At 58.7% G+C, this 20824-nt stretch carries 16 protein-coding genes; 8 read left to right on the top strand and 8 right to left on the bottom strand.

Translation table 11 applies throughout. The features are described from left to right. Window positions 1–131: 131 nt before the first annotated feature. The 3 genes from ACYCVF_RS31485 (at window position 132) to ACYCVF_RS31475 (ending at window position 4369) form a co-directional block, all read left to right on the top strand. The gene (locus ACYCVF_RS31485) at window positions 132–1673 is read left to right on the top strand and encodes an acyl-CoA synthetase (RefSeq protein WP_459606810.1); all 1542 of its coding nucleotides are present in this window, start codon (window positions 132–134) and stop codon (window positions 1671–1673) included. 99 nt (window positions 1674–1772) lie between these two features. After that, a complete protein-coding gene (locus tag ACYCVF_RS31480) occupies window positions 1773–2960 on the top strand; it encodes a diaminopropionate ammonia-lyase (RefSeq protein ID WP_459606811.1) in 1188 nt (395 codons plus the stop codon). A 500-nt stretch (window positions 2961–3460) separates the two neighbouring features. Continuing rightward, window positions 3461–4369, top strand: a complete 909-nt coding sequence (locus ACYCVF_RS31475; protein ID WP_459606812.1) for a LysR family transcriptional regulator — start codon at window positions 3461–3463, stop codon at window positions 4367–4369. Window positions 4370–4513: 144 nt separating this feature from the next. Here ACYCVF_RS31475 and ACYCVF_RS31470 read toward each other — a convergent pair whose 3' ends face one another. From ACYCVF_RS31470 to ACYCVF_RS31455, 4 genes are all read right to left on the bottom strand, one after another. Then, on the bottom strand, window positions 4514–4708 hold the full coding sequence (locus tag ACYCVF_RS31470) for a hypothetical protein (protein ID WP_459606813.1): 195 nt from the start codon (window positions 4706–4708) through the stop codon (window positions 4514–4516). Continuing rightward, the gene (locus ACYCVF_RS31465; RefSeq protein ID WP_459606814.1) at window positions 4705–5229 is read right to left on the bottom strand and encodes a hypothetical protein; all 525 of its coding nucleotides are present in this window, start codon (window positions 5227–5229) and stop codon (window positions 4705–4707) included. Before ACYCVF_RS31465 ends, ACYCVF_RS31470 begins: the two co-directional genes overlap by 4 nt. A gap of 794 nt (window positions 5230–6023) precedes the next feature. Further along, window positions 6024–6596 carry a GNAT family N-acetyltransferase gene (locus tag ACYCVF_RS31460; RefSeq protein WP_459606815.1) on the bottom strand — a complete coding sequence of 191 codons (573 nt, stop codon included), beginning with the start codon at window positions 6594–6596 and terminating at the stop codon, window positions 6024–6026. Between the two features lie 1372 nt (window positions 6597–7968). Continuing rightward, window positions 7969–10065, bottom strand: a complete 2097-nt coding sequence (locus tag ACYCVF_RS31455) for a prolyl oligopeptidase family serine peptidase (protein ID WP_459606816.1) — start codon at window positions 10063–10065, stop codon at window positions 7969–7971. 1028 nt (window positions 10066–11093) lie between these two features. On the opposite strand from ACYCVF_RS31455, the gene ACYCVF_RS31450 reads away from it, so the two are divergent. Then, window positions 11094–12527 carry a M16 family metallopeptidase gene (locus tag ACYCVF_RS31450; RefSeq protein WP_459606817.1) on the top strand — a complete coding sequence of 478 codons (1434 nt, stop codon included), beginning with the start codon at window positions 11094–11096 and terminating at the stop codon, window positions 12525–12527. Next, complete coding sequence (locus tag ACYCVF_RS31445) at window positions 12524–13894, top strand: M16 family metallopeptidase (protein ID WP_459606818.1); 1371 nt, start codon at window positions 12524–12526, stop codon at window positions 13892–13894. The genes ACYCVF_RS31450 and ACYCVF_RS31445 overlap by 4 nt, the downstream gene beginning before the upstream one ends. Before the next feature lie 350 nt (window positions 13895–14244). Here ACYCVF_RS31445 and ACYCVF_RS31440 read toward each other — a convergent pair whose 3' ends face one another. Next, on the bottom strand, window positions 14245–14451 hold the full coding sequence (locus ACYCVF_RS31440) for a cold-shock protein (RefSeq protein WP_459606819.1): 207 nt from the start codon (window positions 14449–14451) through the stop codon (window positions 14245–14247). A 610-nt stretch (window positions 14452–15061) separates the two neighbouring features. On the opposite strand from ACYCVF_RS31440, the gene ACYCVF_RS31435 reads away from it, so the two are divergent. The 3 genes from ACYCVF_RS31435 to ACYCVF_RS31425 all read left to right on the top strand — a co-directional run bounded on the left by ACYCVF_RS31435 (window position 15062) and on the right by ACYCVF_RS31425 (window position 17588). After that, window positions 15062–16315 carry a pectate lyase family protein gene (locus ACYCVF_RS31435; protein ID WP_459606820.1) on the top strand — a complete coding sequence of 418 codons (1254 nt, stop codon included), beginning with the start codon at window positions 15062–15064 and terminating at the stop codon, window positions 16313–16315. Between the two features lie 584 nt (window positions 16316–16899). Then, window positions 16900–17112, top strand: a complete 213-nt coding sequence (locus ACYCVF_RS31430; protein ID WP_459606821.1) for a hypothetical protein — start codon at window positions 16900–16902, stop codon at window positions 17110–17112. Continuing rightward, on the top strand, window positions 17109–17588 hold the full coding sequence (locus ACYCVF_RS31425) for a hypothetical protein (RefSeq protein ID WP_459606822.1): 480 nt from the start codon (window positions 17109–17111) through the stop codon (window positions 17586–17588). Before ACYCVF_RS31430 ends, ACYCVF_RS31425 begins: the two co-directional genes overlap by 4 nt. Before the next feature lie 879 nt (window positions 17589–18467). Here ACYCVF_RS31425 and ACYCVF_RS31420 read toward each other — a convergent pair. The 3 genes from ACYCVF_RS31420 to ACYCVF_RS31410 form a co-directional block, all read right to left on the bottom strand. After that, entirely contained in the window at window positions 18468–18860 is a 393-nt protein-coding gene (locus tag ACYCVF_RS31420; protein WP_459612947.1) for a hypothetical protein, read from the bottom strand. Window positions 18861–19420: 560 nt separating this feature from the next. After that, window positions 19421–19831 (bottom strand): hypothetical protein, encoded by a 411-nt coding sequence (locus tag ACYCVF_RS31415; RefSeq protein ID WP_459606987.1) that lies wholly within the window; start codon window positions 19829–19831, stop codon window positions 19421–19423. Between the two features lie 194 nt (window positions 19832–20025). After that, the gene (locus ACYCVF_RS31410; protein ID WP_459606986.1) at window positions 20026–20331 is read right to left on the bottom strand and encodes an HU family DNA-binding protein; all 306 of its coding nucleotides are present in this window, start codon (window positions 20329–20331) and stop codon (window positions 20026–20028) included. Between the last annotated feature and the right edge of the window lie 493 nt (window positions 20332–20824).

Genomic DNA, 20824 nt, shown 5'->3' with positions numbered 1-20824 from the left:
GCTCGCCCGGCCCGTCGATCAGCCAGTCACCCCGAGAGGGGGGCGCCCTCGGGTGCTCGGTCGCGGCAATTCCATTCGAAATCGAAATTTCGCCTCACTGTAGGGAAGGCGACATTCAGGGATGTGTGTTGATGTATCCGGGCACTCACGCACTAACAAATCCGGACCGCCCTGCCCTTATCATGACGGCAACCGGTGAGATCGTGACATACGCCGAATTGGAGGATCGGTCTCGACGGGCTGCAAACTGGCTCTTCGACGCCGGCTTGCGGCCCGGCGACGTTGTGGGCGTACTCTCTGACAACAGCCCTTGGATTTTCGATATCTACTGGGCCACTCAGCGCTCCGGCCTATATCTGATGCCGATCAATTATCGGCTGAGCCCCAGTGAAGTCGACTATATGCTCGAAAATTCCGGCGCGGCGGCGTTGTTCGTCGGACGCGGTGGATTCGAGACGGCATCAAAAATCGACGCCCACGAAAAACTAAGGCACCGCGTTTGTTCTGAGGGAAATCTGGCAGGTTACGAACCGTACCAGCAGATACTGGAAACCGCTCGCGCCACGATCCCGGCGTCTCAACCGCGCGGCGCCGACATGCTGTACTCTTCCGGCACAACCGGGAGGCCAAAAGGCGTCAGACATGCGTTGCCGGAGCGACAGGTTTCCGACCCTGGCGACACAATGGTACAGATGTTTTCGTCGAATTTTGGCTTTGATGCGAGGACAATCTATCTGTCCCCTGCGCCTCTCTATCATGCAGCGCCGCTACGAACCTGCGCGACCGTCCAGGCGCTGGGTGGCACCGCACTCGTTATGGACAAATTCGATGCCGAAGCCGCTTTGGCTGCCATCCAAGACTACAAGGTGACCCACAGCCAGTGGGTGCCGACCATGTTTGTGCGGATGCTCAAATTGCCCGAGTTAGTTCGGAATCGATATGACGTGAGCAGTTTGCAGATCGCAATTCACGCTGCCGCACCATGTCCCGTTGAAGTCAAGCAAGTGATGATGAAGTGGTGGGGGCCGATATTGTGGGAGTACTACTCCGCCACCGAAATGAACGGGATGACCGTGATCGGCCCCGACGAGTGGCTCCAGAAGCCCGGCTCCGTCGGTCGCGCCGTGCTAGGGAAGATCCACATCTGCGATGAGGACGGCAGCGAACTTCCAGCCGGTCAGACGGGTACGATTTATTTCGAACGCGACAGGATGCCGTTCGACTACCATCATGAGCCGGAAAAGACGCGGACCGCGCAACATCCGGCGCATCCGTGTTGGACCACCGTCGGCGACATCGGACACGTCGATGCAGGCGGCTACCTCTTCTTGACCGATCGCAAGGCGTTCATGATCATCTCAGGCGGGGTCAACATCTATCCTCAAGAGATTGAGAACGTTCTGGTGCTTCATCCTGCCATCGCGGACGTAGCCGTCATCGGAATCCCCGATCCTGATATGGGCGAACAGGTCAAAGCCATAGTGCAATTGCTGCCTGGCACGGAAGGCAGCGACAACTTGGCGGAAGAAATCATCGCCTTCGTGAAGAATCGTGTTGCCGGCTACAAGGCGCCGCGCAGCATCGATTTTGTGCCTGAAGTCCCGCGTTCACAGACGGGCAAGCTCATGAAGCAGGAGTTGCGTAATCGGTATTGGTCGGAGAAGGCAGCCTGACATCAAGCGCCTGGAATGGAATGAACCGCCCTACTCTGCGGCCTCGCCAATGCCCTGTCGTATGTATGCCGATGAATTTGATCAACACAACACAACGCCATGCTGGTCCGCAATACGCACAGTAACTATCGCTTGCCGCTCGATTCCTCAGATGCCGATGCTCTCGGCATCGAGGGGGCCCGCGCAGTGGAGCGCTTCCTCCAGCATAGGCAGGGGACCGCCCCTACCCCGATGGTTTCGCTTCCTGCCCTTGCCAGTCGTCTGGATGTCGGATCCATCCACGTCAAGGACGAAGGACAACGACTGGGTCTCGGCAGCTTCAAAGCACTGGGGGGAGCCTATGCGGTCATACAGCTTGTCCTTGGGCTCGCGTCGCAACGATGGGGCCGTCCAGTCGACATTTCTGAGTGGCGCTCACCGGAAGTCGCCACAGTCGCCGCTGGAATAACCTTGACGTGCGCCACGGACGGCAACCACGGCCGATCCGTTGCACAAGGCGCTCAACTCGTGGGCGCAAACTGCGTTGTCTTTGTTCATGCTAAAGTAAGTGATGAGCGCTGCCAAGCGATCGCGCGGTATGGTGCCCGTATCGAACGTGTTCAGGGCAACTACGATGATTCCGTTGCGTCGGCATCTAAAATCGCCAGCGAACGGGGGTGGATTTTGGTCTCCGACACATCTTGGCCAGGTTACGAACGAATCCCTCACCTCGTTATGCAAGGTTATACAGCATTGCTTCGTGAGGCTCTTGGTGCGCTGCCAAAGCCTCCTACCCACGTGTTTGTCCAGGCCGGTGTCGGCGGCATCGCTGCGGCGACGGCCGCTCATTTTGCGCTTGTATTCGGAAAGGACAGACCCTTCTTCACTGTGGTGGAGCCGGATCGAGCCGCCTGCCTTCTCGAGAGCGCCAAGGCCGGCCAGATCGTGAAGGTGCCGCACGACAGACCAACCGTCATGGCGATGCTCGAATGCTACGAGCCATCACTTGTGGCTTGGCGCATTCTCTCGCGCGTTGCCGATGCCTTTATGACCGTCGAGGACGACGAGGCGGTTACGATGATGAAGGCGCTTGCCTATCCCGTCGACGGGGATCCGGCGATCGTCGCCGGCGAAAGTGGCGCAGTAGGTCTCGCTGGATTGGCGAAAGTGGCGGGAGATCCAGCGTGTCGTTCGAAGATCGGGCTCGGCTCAAATGCCTGTGTCTTCCTGATCAATACCGAGGGCGCAACTGATTCAGCGCTCTATGAGAAGCTCGTGGGCGCTCGCCCCGAGGACGTGACCGGCTGAACCGACGGAGGAAAGCACATAGCATGCCGAGTTGTCCGACGTTTATGTGGTTCGTAGTGGCCGCGTGTGGCCGCTCTGTCTGCGGCGGTCGCGATGAGACAGGGCTTTCAGTTTTTCACATGCCTTGCAACTACCCGCCATTGCATGTGGATTTCAAACACGATTCTCCACTCTGGACTGGTTCGCGATTCCTTCGCCGGTTTGCAGTTTGGGTTGATAGCTGCAGTCGCCTGCTCGCGTTTCGCGGCAAACCCAAAGCGAAGTCGGAAGGTCCTTCGATTCTACGGAAGCAAGTAGCTGATATAGAAGCGGCAGGCGTTCGCCGGATCGCATACGGCAAACCTTGGTATAGCTTTTCCAACCCTTTGCATGCAGCAGTTCGTCATCGTCCTGCTATGTCTTAACTCTAACTCTCCATCTAAAATTTTGCCGCACTCCCGTGAGCAGGTAAAATCGATTGTTCAGATGAAGCACATCCACACGATGGATAAATTCGCACCATGCGTTTCAACGGTCTTGATCTAAATCTTCTCGTCGCGTTCGACGCTCTCATGACGGAGCCGAACCTCACCGCGGCGGCGCGGCGAATCAACCTGAGTCAGCCGGCCATGAGCGCGGCCGTGGCCCGGTTGCGCGCCTATTTCCGCGATGAGCTCTTTACGATGATGGGCCGCAAGCTTGTGCCCACGCCGCGAGCCGAAGCGCTTGCTGCCCCGGTTCGGGAGGCTCTGTCGCACATCCAACTCTCCATTATCTCCCCCGGCGGATTCAGGCCGGCGCAGTCGACTCGTCGCTTCAGGATTATCCTGTCCGATTTCATGATGACCGTGTTTCTTCGAAAGGTCGTGGATCGCGTCGCGCAGGAAGCTCCGACCGTCACCTTCGAATTGCTGCCACCCGAAGAGGACCCCGATCAACTTCTCCGGCGGGGTGAGATCGACTTCCTGGTTTGTCCGGAATTGTTCATGTCGCACACGCATCCTAAAATGCCGCTGTTTGACGAAAGATTCGTGTACGTCGGCTGCCCCAAGAGCAAGCAGCTAGCTGAGCCGCTTACATTGGAGCGATACTTATCGATTGGACAGATTACGGCCAGATTTGGGCCGACGATCAGACCTTCGTTCGCTGAATGGCTTTTGCTGGAGCATGATCTCAAGATTCGCGTCGAAGTCGCTGTGCCGGGCTTTAGCCTGATCCCACCCCTGATATTGGGAACTGATCGGATAGCGACAATGCCATCGAGGATGTTCAAGCATTTCAAGAACACGATGCCCTTGCGAACGATCCAAGCTCCTTTGCCGGACTTTGCGTTCACCGAATCGGTCCAGTGGCCTGCTCTTCACAACGCTGATCCGGCGAGCATTTGGATGCGCAACATTTTTGTGCAGGAGGCCTCCCGCATCGCATGAGTTCGCCTGAACTTGAATGCGCGGCGTAATTAACTGCAGCACGTGGTGATACACGATCTATCAAGTCACTGACTTGAGCGCATCCGCATGAGCGGTAGGCTGATTGGATTATTTGGCTGCGGTGCTTGAGCCGGGTAGGATGTTTCATTGTCTATCCGGCCGACCCTCGACCAGGTTGTCCATACCGAATTCGGTGGGGGCTGCGACACCCTCTTCTCCAAAGACATGTAATCCGATGGCGCCGTCCTCGATCTCCATTTCATCGGCCAACGTCCCGCAGACAATCTTCGTTTCGCCGAAACGCGACAGCGTCAGGAGAAAGCCATGCCTGAACCTCAACGCTGATTCGTGCTTGGTTCGGAGATCAATGGCGCGCCCCCAACCGAGACTGGCCCTTCTGGTTTAGCGGGCTGGACGGCTCGCTTGGCCGGCCTCGAAACGGGCGGGGCTGGGGGCGGAGAAGACGGCGCGAGAAGAATGGGGGCTGGGACGGCCGGTTTCTGCAACGAGTCAATTCTTGATGTCAGTGCCTCGATTTGATCCGCCATGCGTTTCAAATCGTCTTGTTGCGCACCGATGTTACGATTGATCTCTTCAATTTGATCACTTGCCTTCTGCTGCTCGGTCCGAATCTCCAAAAGTGCCTCCTTATCTTCAGGTGACAGGTCAGCCGTTGGGACGACTTCACGAGCCGTCGGCTTCTCAAGCAATTCTTCGACACCGATCCAATAATAGGCTGCTCCGGCGCACAGGCCGATGGATAATGCCACGAGCGCGAAGACCGACGCAAAACGTCTTGACGACCCCTGCAAGACAGAGGGTTGTTCCAAGCTGCTCACTTGATCAATCACATTCGTCATCCCTCAGCCTGCTAGTCTCATCCGTGTTGGCTTTTCTCGTGACGCGATAAAGCGCGATGGTCAAGAGCTCCCGAATCCAAGCGCGCATCCTGGCGCAACTTTAGCTGAATCGCTTGGTTTCATCCCACGAGGCGCATTCATAAGCCGGGGCGGCGGGGCTCCGTATCCATACTTCCTTGAAACTGAACGATCCGAAGTTGTGATCCACAGCGTGAGCTGTGCAAGAGGGACTTGCCATCTCGGCAAGTTCGCTCTCGTCGAACTCCAGTGATCTCCTTGCACAAGAGTTATTGGGAGCGCCTGTCTGGCTCCCGCGCTTCTTCGCCGCCAAGCGGTTCGGAGCTGTTCAAGAGCGAACCAACACCCGGGGGCTCTATACTCGCTATCCGATATTTAGATAATCAATCATGGTCTTGCGCGAAGGCGGTCGAGTTCAGCGCGTTGTCGCGAGATGCCGTAATTTTCCCGGACAGTTAAATGCAGCTTTCCGCTTGCGCTTTGACCCGAGAATCGCCAGGTGCGGAAGAGATTTGGGATTGCTCTTCCAGTGCCCCGCGTTAGCTGCTCGCTCGTTCAACGCTTTCTTTGCGCAAAACGCGGTATCACGCACAAATGCTGCATCGTGAACAGAAAAGCGCAGGCCTTAAACCTAGTCTCGAGCATATGCTTAGCTAAGCCCCTCTATTTGGTCGGCTAGAACGCCAATGCGCATGTGCGCCTTCCCCGTGAGAGATCAACCTCGCCTGGCGGCGCGGCACGGCCGCCACAATCCAACGGATGTGCTACCAAAACTTTTATGCAACCTTTGCATCGGATGAATTCAGGATACGGCGCCGCGGTGTGCGTCGTCGCCGAGAATCTGGCCCTGACGGGGCCGCAGGGCTACCCTGCTCTCGCGAGCCGGCTAGGCCATGCAACGGCAATTTGAGGCGTGGGCCAATCTCTGCGAAGCCGAGCTTTAGGTACAATGCTGAGTTTGGGCTGCGGCTCCACATCGGTTGCCTGGGCGCCCCCACTTCAAGTTGGCCCCAGCCTTTTGTTGTCCCGAGGGTAACGGCCGCATCAATGAGGACCATCGCGACACCAGACGATCGCTGGTCCGGTACCACGTAGAGCTCGGTGATAATGCCATAGGTTCCGCGCGCAAAGAGAGCGGCGCTTTCCGATAACATGATGACGCCGACAGGGCTTTCCTCGGTAAAAGCGAGAAACCCCGAGATGCGCTCTTTCTTGGCCAGCAGGTCGGCAACAAGCTGAGTATCTAGTCCGGCCTGTACGTGACCGGCCCCAAGTTCGCAAAGCAGGGCACTGACCATCTGGGCCACCGTCGTGGCATCACCGACGGACACCTCACGCGTCGTCACCATGTCACATCCTCCACCACGTCATTCAGCGGCAGCAAGGAAAACGGGAGCTGCTGCACCATCAACCCGAAGTAGATATGCTGCTATATTGAAAGTCCAATGACGCCTACGTTCACACCATTGAGAGGTCGCGGGATCTTCACTTCGCTCTTAACTGATGGTTCTGGCTCAAGGCATCATCGAAACCTGCCTTCTCGGCGATCTAGGTGAGCTTTCCATTGTAGCCGGTCTCACGGCTAAAGCGTGGTTCGACCAACCGAACGACAAGGTCGTCAGACACATTCCGCATCCGATGGGCGATCCTATGAGTCGTTATTCGTGGTCATTCTGCTTTTGCTTGGCGAGCGAGAGCTCGATCAACCTGGCGACCGATTGACGCAGGCGGCGTTTTGCTCCATTCGCAGTCCGCGGTTGTTTAATACGACGCCAAACGATCGCCAATGGAGGTGTTTCGCGATCGGCGGTGTCAGCACGCGGACGCGATGTGAGTTAGGTCAACGACACGACGCGCTCGTCGGATGGTGCTGTGTGGATCCGAGCTGTCGAGTTTTCGTCGAAGACATCATTCGATCTCATCCGTACATCGCTATGAAGGAACCGTTGGCCACCAATGGTCTCAGATAATGGACTCCAGCGCGAGTCGAAGACGCACTCTTTTTTGTCGTGGTTGGAAAACCAGCCTACTTATATTTGCGACGAACGGATCGTTTGTTGCTGCGCGAGAATATCATCACCTGCGCCGGCGGATGTGTCTGCGACCAGAGCAACTGTATCAATCGAACCTCAAACAAGTTCGTCCTCGGCGGTTGCAGGCATGCCTCGAATCTGGAGGAAGTTGAAGAAGGTGCCGAGGGAGCACCATTTTGGGCCATCTCATCGGTCCTGTCTCCGGTCGAAGCCATTCCTTGCTGGAAGCTGCTCACCGAGCCGCTGCGAGGGCGACCAGCTGTGACGTGCCGCAGTGAGGGCCACGGCGGCGTTGCGCCCGACGAACTCTGGAAGTTCGGCGGCGAACTTGCCGACCAGGAAGCACACAGACCTGCGCAAGGCACGGCGATGATGCGGACGCGCTCGTTTCGGACTGTCGAAGCAGGACGCGCCCCCTTGAGCCAAATGCCGCGAAGGCGTTCCGTGGGCCGTGCCATGTTTGCGGCTCGACTCGACCAATCCACCTCCGCCCAGTCGTCAAGGCCTAAACGGCGGAGCATGTCCTCGCCGCGGTCATTTCGGCGATCGCTGTCGGCTACCTCCGCCACTCTCACGGCGTTCTCATCTTCGCCAGGGCTGAGCAGTGACGGCACTGCTTCCCTCGTCTGCGCCCAAGATTTCTCTCCCGCCCGGTCTGCACTCGCCACAGGTCAAGGGCAAAGCTCGCTCAGGCCTCTTCGTCCAACCAGCCGATCTTGCTCTTTAGGAACCGATAACCAAGCACCTGAAAGCTGGCACGCTCCTTATTGTCCCTGCCATAGCCGTGGCCCCCCGCGGCTGCCTCGTAGAAATAAGCCTCGTAGCCCATCACCTGCAGTTTCGCGACCATCTTGCGGGCGTGCGCCGGATGAACCCGATCGTCGCGCCGCGTGGTGGCAATCAGGATCGGCGGATAGTTTTGACTCGGTCTTGCCGCATGATAAGCGGAATACGTCTTGAGCCATTCCCACTCCGCAGGCTTGTCGGGATCACCAAATTCCGCGATCCAGCTCGCACCCGCAAGGAGCTTTGTGTAGCGACGCATGTCGATCAAAGGAATCGTGCAAAACAATGCTCCGAACCGCGCCGGATAGCGCGTGAGCATGTTGCTGATGAGGATGCCGCCGTTCGACCCACTTTCGGCGGCTATCCGCCTCGGCTCAGTCACGCCGCGGCGCACCAGATCGGCGGCCACGGCCGCGAAGTCATCATGCGACAGTTTCTTGCCGGCAAGCCGTCCGGCGTCGTGCCAACGTGTGCCGAACTCGCCCCCACCGCGCAGGTTCGCCTGTACGGTCGTGCCACCACGCTCCAACCAGAGCTTGCCGAGGGCTGAATTGTAGTACGGCCTCATGGAAAGTCCGAATCCGCCGTAGCCGCTCATATGGACCGGCGCGTTGCCGCTCTCCGCGGCGGGACCGGTCTGCACATATGGAATCCGCTCGCCATCGATCGAGATGGCCTCGTGCTGCGTGACCACTAGGCCCTCGGCGTTGAACGTCTTTGGCGCCTGCTTCAGCACGATTGGGCTCGAGACGCCCTGTTCGATCAGCACCAGCGAAGGCGACGTGAGCGGATCCTGGACACAGGCGAGCCGGTCGCCGTTGCTTTCGGACGGTTCGCAATCGAAGGGCCAAACGTCGACGACGCCGATGCCGGGAAGGCCGCGCAGCTCCTCATGGCTCCAGCCGCTGGGCGAGGGCGTCCAAGTCTCGAATGCCGGACGTAGCTCGTCGAGGATGGAAAGCACGAGCTTGTCATCGGCCCAGAAAAATCCCTGCAGCGCGCGGCGCGGACCCGGTGCAAAAACAACCCTGAAGTTGCGATCGCCGGCGAGAAAGGCCGACAGCGATATGCCAAGCGCGGTGTCGGGCGCGTGGGTGACGCCGGCAATCCTCCATGCCGAGCGCAATTTGACGATCAACCAGTCCCGGTGCGCTTGGAACCAGATGTCGGAGGGAAGATCGAGCTTCACGCTCGCGCCATATTCGGTTCCGAGCCAGACCTCAAGGTTGAAGAAATCCAGCTGATCAACGAACCAAGCCCGCGACGCCTGTCCGGTCCGATCGACTCCGCATGAGGCTCTCAATCGGTCGGGCGTGGTCTCGAACACCACGGCCGCACGCTCCACAGACTCACCGCGGCGCCACAATCTCGCGGTCCTCGGATAGCCCGATGTCGTTGCCATGCCGTCGCCATACGCGCTGGACAACAGCAGCGTATCCGGATCTACCCATGTGGCGCCGCCCTTCGCTTCCGGCAGGGTGAAGCCGTCGGCCACAAAGCTTTTCGCATTGAGGTCGAATTCGCGCAAGACGACGGCATCGCTGCCGCCGCGCGACAGGCTTACAATGATACGCGGATGATCTCCTGGCAGTGAAGCCGTCGATTTCAGAAGCCAGTCCTCGCCTTCCTTTGCCGCGAGCTCGTCGACATCGAGCAAGATTTGCCAGGAAGGATTCGGCTTGCGAAATTCATCTAGCGTGGTCCGTCGCCAGAGGCCACGTAGGTTGCTGGCGTCCTTCCAGACATTGTAGAGATAGCCACCACGCCGCGCAATATAGGGAATATTGTCCGGCCGATCGTAGATCGACGCCAGCGCGTCGCGATCCCGCTCGAAGGCCGCTCCGCCAAAAGCTCGCAACGTTTTGCCGTTCTGCCGCTCGACAAAGTTTAGCGCGCGCCGGCCCTCTATCTCCTCCAGCCAGAGATGCGGATCATCATCGGGAGCGGAGAGCGTTGGCGTTCCAGCTTGCAACTTTGTCGGCGGGCTTGCTTTAGACACCGTTCACTCCCAGGCTGGCGTTGTCGCGAACTTTCGATGCGCGATCGCGGTTTGGATGATGTGGTTTGATCGAGACACGAAGCCTACAACCTAACGCGGCATGCGATTCAAGTTCATTCTTTCGAAGTGAACGCCGCACACGCACGCAGTGGAGGGATTTCGGCGAAGAAGCTACGAGGACAGCCGCCCCAAGCCCTAGGCTGCAAATGGATGTGTGCACAAAAGCGTGACGCGCGCGGCATTCTGCGCCGCAACTACCAACATTCGTAAATGAACCCGATAACACTACGCCGTTGCCAATGACCTCTACGGCAGGCTCGCGCGGCTGTTCCAGAGCAATCTTCGCGTCACGCCTATCAAAGAGTTCTACTGCGCACCTTCGCCCAGTCCATACAACAAACGATGAGCGCATCACATGACGTCGCGGGCGACCCATCCGTAAACGTAACACCGGATCACTAGCGCGAAAGTCCGATAGCGCGGCTTACCACGATCCGGATGTACCAGCCCGCTTCGGTGACGGACAATCATTATCGTTTCCAGTACCGTGACACTGAGGCGGGCGCTGTGCGACGGCAATTCGCTTGCGTCAAGATTCGGCCTGCACAATCAGTCTCATGATCGATAACGCAGTGGTGGGTCTGAAGGCGTCCACTTCCCTGAACCGTTTCGGGATGAAGATTGGCATTGTCCGATATACGACCATGTCAGAGACGCAACATCGCTTGTTCGAGCTGCTCCTTGTATTTTCGACGTTTCTTCTTTGGCACGGCTAATGCTTTGGTGGTGGGCATTGCGTTGGACCGACAAGGTCCTGCCGAAACGCAAAGACTCTCGATTGGATGATCGAGAGTATGGAGCCACTGAGAGATGAAATTTGTTCATCACTCATCCGCATTCCTGACGAACCGCAATGGAGTTTTTGAACAGCTATGCCGACCCAACAGCTGACGAACTATGTCGATGGCTATAATAGAGCCAAATGCCGAGCGCTTTATCGTGCTTTCTCCTGGGATCTTTGGGTTCGGATGTTGACACGAATCCCAACACCCTCATGCCGATCGGCGGCTTGCCTTCTTGCTGCACTGCTCAGCACTTGCAGTCTTTCTACCGGCAGCGCAATTGCCCAGACGACGCTCACGTCGGCGCCCCCCGCCAGCTTCACGCTCAGCAACGGGCTCCAGGTCGTGGTGATCCCGGACCATCGCACGCCCGTGGTCACGGAGATGATCTGGTACAAGGTCGGCTCCGCCGACGAGCCGCCCGGTAAATCCGGGCTTGCCCACTTTCTCGAGCATCTGATGTTCAAGGGCACCGAAAAGCACCCGATCGGCGAATTTTCCAAGACCGTGTTTCGCGTCGGCGGCAACGAAAACGCTTTCACCTCACTTGATTACACCAGTTACTTTCAGCGCGTCCCGCGCGAGCAACTGCCGACGGTGATGGAGTTCGAGGCCGACCGTATGAACGGCCTCATCCTCAAGGACGAGAACGTGCTGCTCGAGCGCGACGTCGTGCTGGAAGAGTACAACATGCGCGTCGCCAACAGCCCCGACGCGCGGCTCAACGAGCAGATTATGGCCACGCTCTATCTCAACCATCCCTATGGGCGCCCGATCATCGGGTGGCACCAGGAGATCGAAAAGCTCAATCGCGAGGACGCGCTCGCCTTCTATCGCCGCTTCTACGCACCGAACAACGCGATCCTGGTGATCGCAGGCGACGTCGAGGCCGCCGACATACGTCCGCTGGTCGAACACAATTTCGGCTCGATCCCAACCCAGCCCGCGATCCCGACGCGGCGTATTCGCCCGCAGGAGCCGGACCCGGCCGCACCGCGCACCGTCACGCTGTCCGACCCGCTCGTCGAGCAACCCAGCGTGCAACGCTATTATCTCGTGCCCTCGGCAACGACGGCTGCGGCCGGCGAGAGTGCGGCGCTCGACGTGCTGGCGCAATTGATGGGCAGCGGCAGCAACTCCTATCTCTACCGCGCCCTCGTCGTCGACAAACCGCTCGCGGTCTCCGCCAGCGCCAGCTATTCCAGCATTTCGCTCGACCCGACACAATTTGCGGTCTCGGCCTCGCCGAAACCCGGCGTCAGCTTTGCCGAGGTCGAGCAGGTCATCGACGGCGTCATCGCCGACGTCGCGCAGAACCCGATCCGCGCCGAGGACCTCGAGCGGGTCAAGACCCGGCTCATTGCGGATGCGATCTACGCCCAGGACGACCAGGCGGCGCTGGCGGGCTGGTATGGCGGCGCGCTGAGCACCGGGCTCTCCGTCGAGGACATCCGAAGCTGGCCGGACCGAATTCGTGGCGTCACCGACGTACAGGTCCGTGCAGCTGCGCAAAAATGGCTCGATAAGAAGCGCTCGGTCACCGGCTATCTGATCAAGGACACCAGCACAGCCAAGACTGGCGCAAAGACTACCACCAAGCACGAGGAGAAACGTTCGTGACCCATCCCTTCCTTCACTCCCGACGCATCGTTCTGTCCTTGGCCGCCAGCGCAGCGCTCACTTTCACTCAGGTCCTCCCCTCCGAGGCCGCAGCAACGATTCAGCGCCTGATCTCACCGGGCGGCATAGAAGCCTGGTTCGTCCAGGACGCAACGGTACCGCTAATCGCCATGGAATATTCCTTCGCCGGCGGCTCGGCGCAGGACCCCAAGGACAAGTCCGGCGTCGCCAATCTCGTCGGCGACCTGCTCGACGAAGGCTCCGGTGATCTCGACTCCAAGACCTTCCACGAGCGGCTCGCCCGCCGCGCCATCGAGCTCCGCTTCAGCGCCACCCGTGACGCCTTCGGCGGCAGCCTGCGCATGCTGCGCGACAACAAGGATGAGGCCTTCGACCTGCTGCGGTCCGCGTTGACCTCGCCGCATTTCGACACCGCCGATGTCGAGCGCGTTCGCTCGCACGTGATCGCCGGTCTGCGCCACCAGACCACCGACCCGACGTCGCTGGCAAACCGCAAGTTCCTGGAGGTCGCCTTCGGCGATCATCCCTACGGACGGCAGACCACCGGCACGCTGGAGAGCGTGCCGACCATCACGATCGCCGACATGAAGGACTATGTCGGCCGCGTGCTGGCCAAGGACACGCTGAAGGTCGCCGTCGTCGGCGACGTCGATCCGGACACGCTCGGCAAACTGCTCGACCACACCTTCGGCGCCCTGCCCGCCAAGGCCAATCTGGTGCCGGTCCCCGACATCGCGGTGGCAAACCCGCCGCAGCGCGCCTTCGTGCCGCTGGACGTGCCGCAGACCGTGATCACCTTCGGTGGTCCCGGCGTGAAGCGCAACGCCCCGCACTTCATGGCAGCTTATGCCGTCAGTCACATCCTCGGCGGCGGGATGTCCTCACGGCTCTATCGCGAGGTCCGCGAGAAGCGGGGCCTCGCCTATTCGGCGTTCAACTCGCTGCACTGGATGCAGCATTCGGCCCTGTTCATCGGCAACACCGGCACCCGCGCCGACCGCGCCGCCGACACCATCGACGTCGTCGAGATGGAGGTACGCCGCATCGCCGAGGCGGGCCCGACGCAGAAAGAGCTCGACGAAGCCAAGTCGTACCTCAAGGGCTCGCAGATGCTGTCGCTCGACACCTCCTCCAAGCTGGCCTATGCGCTGCTGCAAGATCAGCATGATCAGCTGCCGATCGACTATATCGAGAAGCGCAACGCCATTGTCGATGCGGTCACGCTGGACGACGCCAAGGCGGCTGCCAAGCGACTGTGGGGCCAGGGCCTCCTCACCATCATGGTCGGTCGCGCACCGCAAGCCGCGGCGATGCCTGCCGGCGTGCCGGCGCCAAAATCAGACTGATTGGCGTACGTCGATGGCCGGGCTTGTCCCGGCCATCGACGTCAGTGACGCCGCGTTATTGATATGCATACTTGCTAATACTCGGCGCCCACGCTGGTCCACTCTGCTCCGGGTAGTCCCGCGACATTACCATCGCCAACCCGACATGCTGACCCGGCTTCGGCTGCGCCTCGAGCACGGCCGGACAAAGAACAAAGGCCGTCGAACGATATCAGCTGGTGAAGCTTCCCAACTGGCAACTGTGTTGACGCCGGCTGGGAACCAGCCCTTCAGTTCGAAAACGATGATCGATATCCCGATGGGGATAAGCGTCGCCAAAGACCTCAGCCCCCCGCTTGACAAAGCAGAAGCTAGATGAGGCGCAGGTTTTCGGCTGATATTTTCCCCGAGCGCCCGATCTTTGGTTCATAGCTGATCTTGTCTCCTTGTGGGAGTAGGACCAAGCTAGCCTTCTGCACTGCAGAGATATGAACAAACACGTCACGGCCGCCATCGTCCGGCGCGATGTAGCCGTAGCCTTTTGTCGAATTGAACCATCTCACAGTCCCAGTCGCCACTGTCTTTGCTCCCTAAAAACGACACTGACTCGCGCTACGATGTAGCGGCCGCGTTGCTCACCTCAGCAACTCGCGTGCCGCTCCCAACGCGCTATGGATAGGTGTAGAAGAGACTGGGTGTTTGGCGCGAATTTGCTGGGATTCTTTGTCTGGTCGCTCTTGAGTGCCACGTAGCAAATGTCTTCAACGCGACAACATTGGTACGACAAACTACCGAGGGCGACGACTTCGGCCGCTCTCTCCTGTACTCATCGTCCTGTGCAGATCACGTCACGAGATTCGCTGGATCGTCTGATCCAAGTGACGTTGAAGCTCGTGCGACTAACGTTCGGCAGCGGTCCAATTGACCAGCGGATCTCCGCGGCTGGGCGAGCCGCCCGATCATTGGCAGACTTGAATCTTATGAGAATGGGCCATCCACCGCCAAAGCACGGGACGCGTGCGCTACCTTCCATCTTGTGGCATGCTAGGCGGGTGTATCTAGATGGCTCAAAGGACCGGTACCGTCGAGCCGGGATGCAGACAATGCCACAAAAACCCGATCCGCGGCTGGCCGTTGATCAGACGACGGGTCGTTTCAACGTTTCTTTCATTTGTCGATGGAGAGTCGATGTCTACGCGTGCCATGAGTCAGCTGAAAAGGCTATTGGGAATGCTCGCTGGACTCGCCGGCATTGTCGGGATCTCCGGTGCTATCGCAGCGAGAAATCCGAGATGGGACAGCTCACTGGGATTTGGTGCTGGAACCACGGGCGGCCTGGGAGGCGAAGTGGTTCAGGTCAGCTCACTCAAAGATCTGACTTATCAATTGTGTCGGTCGTATAGCTCTGGAATCTGTAACGACGATAGTCCGCGCGTTGTCCAGATCGTCGGGACCATAGACTTCACGGGAACGGAAGGACGCGGCGAGGGTCCGGGTTGCCAATATAGCAACACCTGCCAGACGCCCTACAAGGGCGAATCGCTTCTCCTCTTGGATGGGCTCGACACGCACTGCGACGGCAAGCTCAAAATGAAAGTCAGCTTCGATAAAGCGGGCAAGCATCCCTTGGAGGTCGGATCAAACAAGACCGTGATTGGCCTCGGATCAAACGCTACAATCAAGGGCAAGGGACTGCGACTGAATGGTGTGAGCAACGTCATTGTCCGCAACCTGACCATCGTTGACATCAATCCCGGTATTGTCTTCGCGGGCGATGCGATTGCGATTTCGCGGGCGAACCTGGTTTGGATCGATCATAACCGTTTTCATAACATCGGGCGCCAGATGATTGCCGGCGGCCTTGGGGCGACGACGAATATCACGGTCTCATGGAACGATTTTGATGGCAGGGATAACTACTCCTCTTATTGCAACGGAGCGCATTACTGGAACCTGCTTTTTCTTGGCAGTCCTCAGTCGATTACGGTTGCCAACAACTACTTCCATGAAGTCTCCGGACGGGCTCCGCACATTGACGGTCTACGATCGGTCATTCACCTGGTGAACAACTACTTCCACAACACCGAGCTGCTGCAGCACAATGGTTTTTTCCACGCCCTGGATGCTGGACCATCTGTTCAAGGCCTGATTGAGGGGAACTACTTCGACAACATTGAAACCCCGATCAAGGCCGAGAGTGGGCATGTCTTTGGCGCGCTGGGAGGCGTAAATCGGGAAATGCAAGACCTCTGCCTGGCCATGCTTGGACGCATGTGTGCGGGCAACATCGCGAGGCCCGCGCCGCGGATCAACGGATTCCGGCTGGATGAAAGCGTCGTTAGATCTTTTGGCGCTCTTCCGAAGGCGGCTATTCATCGTCCCTTCCAGGCGGATGATGTCCCGGCATTGGTCACCGCCAACGCAGGTCCCGGCCACATTTGATTTTTCCGATAGGATCCAGCGAAGCTGCGACCACGCGCACGCATCCGATCGAAGTGCTGAGGAATTCTCCTCTTCCGGCAGATCAATTGCCGGTCCGTGGCGGCTGCGCCTCAAAGAACGCCTTGAGCGTTCAGGCCAGTCGATCCTCACTCCGAGACGCATCGATTTTTTTTGCAGGAGCGCAACTGCCTCGAAGCTTTGGCGGGTCTCGTTCAGCCTCCTGCTCGCCCAAGTCTCCGTCCACGAAACACGATATTCTCCGAACTGATTGAGACCTCATCGGCAGCTGCGATCGGTTCAAAACAAAATGCCCGGCTTGTGCCGACGAAAGCAGCTCTTGCTGCGCCGCGCTGCTTCAATGGGCTAACGCAAAAAGACTTTCGGATGCCGTGCCCTATTCCTGCTGCTGCCACCAAAGAACGCATTTTTCCATCGTGAATGCGGGACATTTAGCGCTCTTGCGGCGCAAATAAAGGAATATCTCAGATTTGAGAGGGCTATCATGAGTAACTTGGATCAGCAGTCTTCCGGAGCGACGGCTTGACGCCGCGCCCAGGATCCCGGGCGGCCAGTAAGAGTGCGTTATGGGGCATGAATTCTACAGAAAACTGGCGCAGCAGGCGCGTGATCTCGCCGAGCGGGCCGATCCGTTCACCAGGCAGCGGCTGCTGAAGCTGGCCGGCAGCTACGACGTGAAGGGCGAAAATCTCGCGCGGGCACCACGCCCGACGGAGCGTCCGCTTCCGCGTACCGCGCCGCCCGCATCGATCTTTTCAGGTCCAGGCGAAGCTGGATGAACTTCGATGCAGGCCACCCGTTCACTGATCCGGAAGCCGCGACACGCAAGCGATCGCTGGCGGCATCGAGCCCAACCAATGGCCAGTTCCTTTGTGAGGCCGGCCGAGCACGGAATTGGGACTCGACTAGTTGTCGAGCACGAAACCAAGCGCTCTCGCTCTCGGTTGCGCCGCTTGAGCCGACCGACCTTCTTGAATTGACCGGAAGTTCAGGCCGATCAGGCAAGCGAAAAGCATTATCGACGAGCATTGGAAGGGTGACGGCCATGATGGACGAGAATTTGGCTCGGATGCGCACACATCTGAGCGCCATCCAGCGCCACCGAAGACTGCTGAAGACCAAGCTCACCGAACACGACCGGCAGTACGTCTGCAGACGCCTGTCGGAGGAACAGTGCGCGCTCGAAAGCTTGCGAGCGGCGACTTTTCCCATAGTGTTCACCGAGAGCCCCAGGCCGATGACATCGGCCTCCTAACCGTACGGTCGTGTCGATAGCGACGGACTCCGCGCGCAGCAGCCCCGTTATGGCACTCACGTCAGCGAATTCATTAGTCGGCTACAGATATTTGGAGCCTTTTTTGATGCATGGCCTACTGATTCTCTTTGTGATTATGCTGGCAGCGCGCAGCCAGCATTAAGTTTGGTTTTGTGCCGCGCCCAACCGCATCCATGCCACCGGTCAATGTGCCCTAACGCCGAAGGGTTGGCCCGAACAGCGCGGATTGCGCACAATGTGCTTCCGTCTCTCTGGAAGCTCGGACCGGTTTGCATTAGGCGGGGTCTCGCTTTCCAAGATGTCTGAGGACCTGCAGCAAGCGGGCAAGCCATGCCTCAAGCCATTCGTCAGTTGAGATCACTTGCGCTGCCGCAATCGTGCGCGCGCTTGTCTCATCAACAAGGAAGATTTGAGGACGCCAGTTTTGGTTTCCGATTGGATTTTGCACTTCTTCCACCCTTTCACGAGGAGCGTGGCAAGGAGGTGTCCGGACCTCCCAAGCCACGCAGCTGCGACAGCTCAATGGACGCGCAGTTCGGCATGTGCCGAATCATATCGGCACGCGGGCAGGTTGAATTGATCCAGGGCAAACACGAGAGCCGTTCGTGCTTGACCCAGCAGATTTGTGGATTGGCCCGGTTGTGTAATTCGAGAAGACGGCCGCGCTTCAATGGTATGCAAATAGCGCGCGTTTCCTGATCGGGGTCGTCTTTTGCTCGCCTGCGATGGAGTGTTGCCCAATCAAGTCTCTAGAGCACGCGGGACCAAGCGAGTAGACTGGATTATCTGTGCGGGTTAATGCCTGCCTTGATCCTCGGAAGCTGCGGTCCGGCCGAACGTCCCGTTTGTGCGAGCGGGTCAGGAAGCGTTTGCGCTTCTTCGCACGTGGTCGGAGCGGCGGCGCAGCCGCCGCTCGCGCCGAACTGAGCGCGCGAGCACCGGCAGCGGGGCCGCGGGGATGGAGCACTCGGGCGGATCTTTTGCGGGCTCCGGGCGGCTGGGGCGCGCTTCCATGAACTCCAAGACGGCGCGTCCCTTTTCCGTTATGCGCCACCCGCCGTTGATACGTTCGATCAAGGCTTGCGAGAAGATGTCAAGGTCGGGAACAAGCGAACCCAGTCGTCGGGTGCGTTCGGCCCAATCGCTACCACTGGTCGCCAGGATCGCCATGTCGCGCTTCAAGTCCGCCATCACGGCAAACCCGTCCCGATAGCTCACCAGGATCTTAAGAACCGTGACCTGGAAGTTCACGCTGCGCCCTCTTGTGACTATCGCCACATCGTCGGCGCCCTCGAGAGCGCTTCGCGGCGAACCTGCCGTACACAGTCGGTCGACGTCTCTCCCCCAGCGGTTGCTTCCAGGATTTTTGAGGTGACATTGGTCCGACCGCAAGCGTCGTACCGCGACACATACTCGCAGGTCTCGTCAACAACCGTGCGCATCCGAACAAGAATGACCACCTAAATGTCCTTAAACTAGAATAATGGGACTATGCCGGTATAAATAGAATAGGCTGAAACCAAACTATGCCTCGCGATCGCAAGCTGCAACGGCCCCTCGACGATACCTGCATGGTTCGAGGAGCCATACCGAATGCAACTCACCGACTGGGGTGCAGACCACGTCCGGGCGACATCGGGTTCTAACGCCGTATGCCGCCGTCTTGTTCGGCGCAGTGCCGAATCCTACCATAGCAATGCTGCCGATGACAGGCCGCTGCCTCAAGACGTCAGGAACCGCCTGCCGATCGGCGCCGATCATCAACGTCGGCATGAGTTCGCGGGATCCAGGCGGCTGCCGATTGCCGCCGATTACCCCAAATGATGATGCAGCTGCCGATCCGGCGCCATCATGATAACCATCATCATCATCGACATGTCGTTGGACAGCAGCATCACAACGGCTAGAGGCGCCATCCGCCACACCAAGGCTGCGGCCGTTTTCCGGCTTAGTTTCCGTTTCGGCGCAGTTCTACGGCTGGAAGCGCAAAGGCCACAATCGTCACATCGCCGGAACGAATGGCCTCTTTCCTCGGGCTCGGTGTAAGCAACATTCGGATCGCACCAATTCGCGCGCCACGGCAGCCACTCGGGTTTGCCTTTACTTTTGGCGTGACCGATCGCGACGATTTTGACGTCTGCCGCCGACGTCCATGCCTCGCCGGCGCCTCGACTGGCGGCAAGAGGAGCGAGATCCGCTTCGACTTCGCCAACGATCCGCACGTCTGGTTGTGACCGTCGTCCCGGACCACGTTTCCCAACTGGCGGCGGCCTGCTAGGCGGATCAGCACTCACTCGGCTGACAGCCAGCTATTGGCCGGTGAGCTGCTTAAGGCATCCCTACGCCGGCAGTGGTAACTCGGTCCGCCATCCGTCCTCGCACCAACGCCACGTAGCGCGATCCACGGCAGCGGACCTCATGATGTCGCGACTGCGTCTTTTGCAACCTTGAGCGGCGACGCCTTGACCGACTTGCTGGCTGGCTTGGCTGCGAATTCCATCGGCTCCTTCGTGAAAGGATTAACTCCGCTGCGGGCTTCAGTAGCAGGCTTGTTCACGACCGACATCTTGACGAAGCCCGGGATGACGAACTCGCCAGACTCGTTCAACTCCTTGTAGCCGACGGTCGCCAACTGCTCGATGACGGCCTTGACGTCAGCTTTGGAAACCTGGGTTCCTTGCGCAATTGCGTCAATGAGCTGGTTCTTGGTCATCTTGGTCACGATGAATTCCTTTGTATCGCGAAACGATAAAGTGTGTGAAGTGCGCCGGCTCTGTTTGCTCTTGTTCGATCACGGCAAAACGACACGAAATTGCTTTCGTTCACTGAGGTGGTGAAGTCGACGGGCTTAAAACCTATCGGAAGCAAAAACACAACTATCGGCTCGGTCTCTGTTTCCAGCATCGCTCACTCGTCACAGGTGGACGGCGCATGCTTTATTCGGTATACAGCTCAATGTTTGAAATCGGCCGATGCATTAGTCAGCGCAGCACTCAGAGCCAATCATCTTGGTTCACGCAGACGAGTGATGATCGCAGAGCGAGCCTCATTCTATTTCAAACTTCGTAACACTCGCGCCGACAGGTCACCTCTAAACGATACTCAGGGCCCGCGAATACTGGTGGCGTCGGGACCGAAGCACAAAGCTGATCCCCTCTCTCCTACCGGCGATGCCCTAGAGAGATGCCGAGCTTGATTGCCTTTTGACGGAGAGA

Source organism: Bradyrhizobium cedriense, assembly GCF_054602315.1.
Note: the sequence above shows the minus strand (reverse complement) of the source record. Positions and strands in the feature narration are given on the sequence as shown.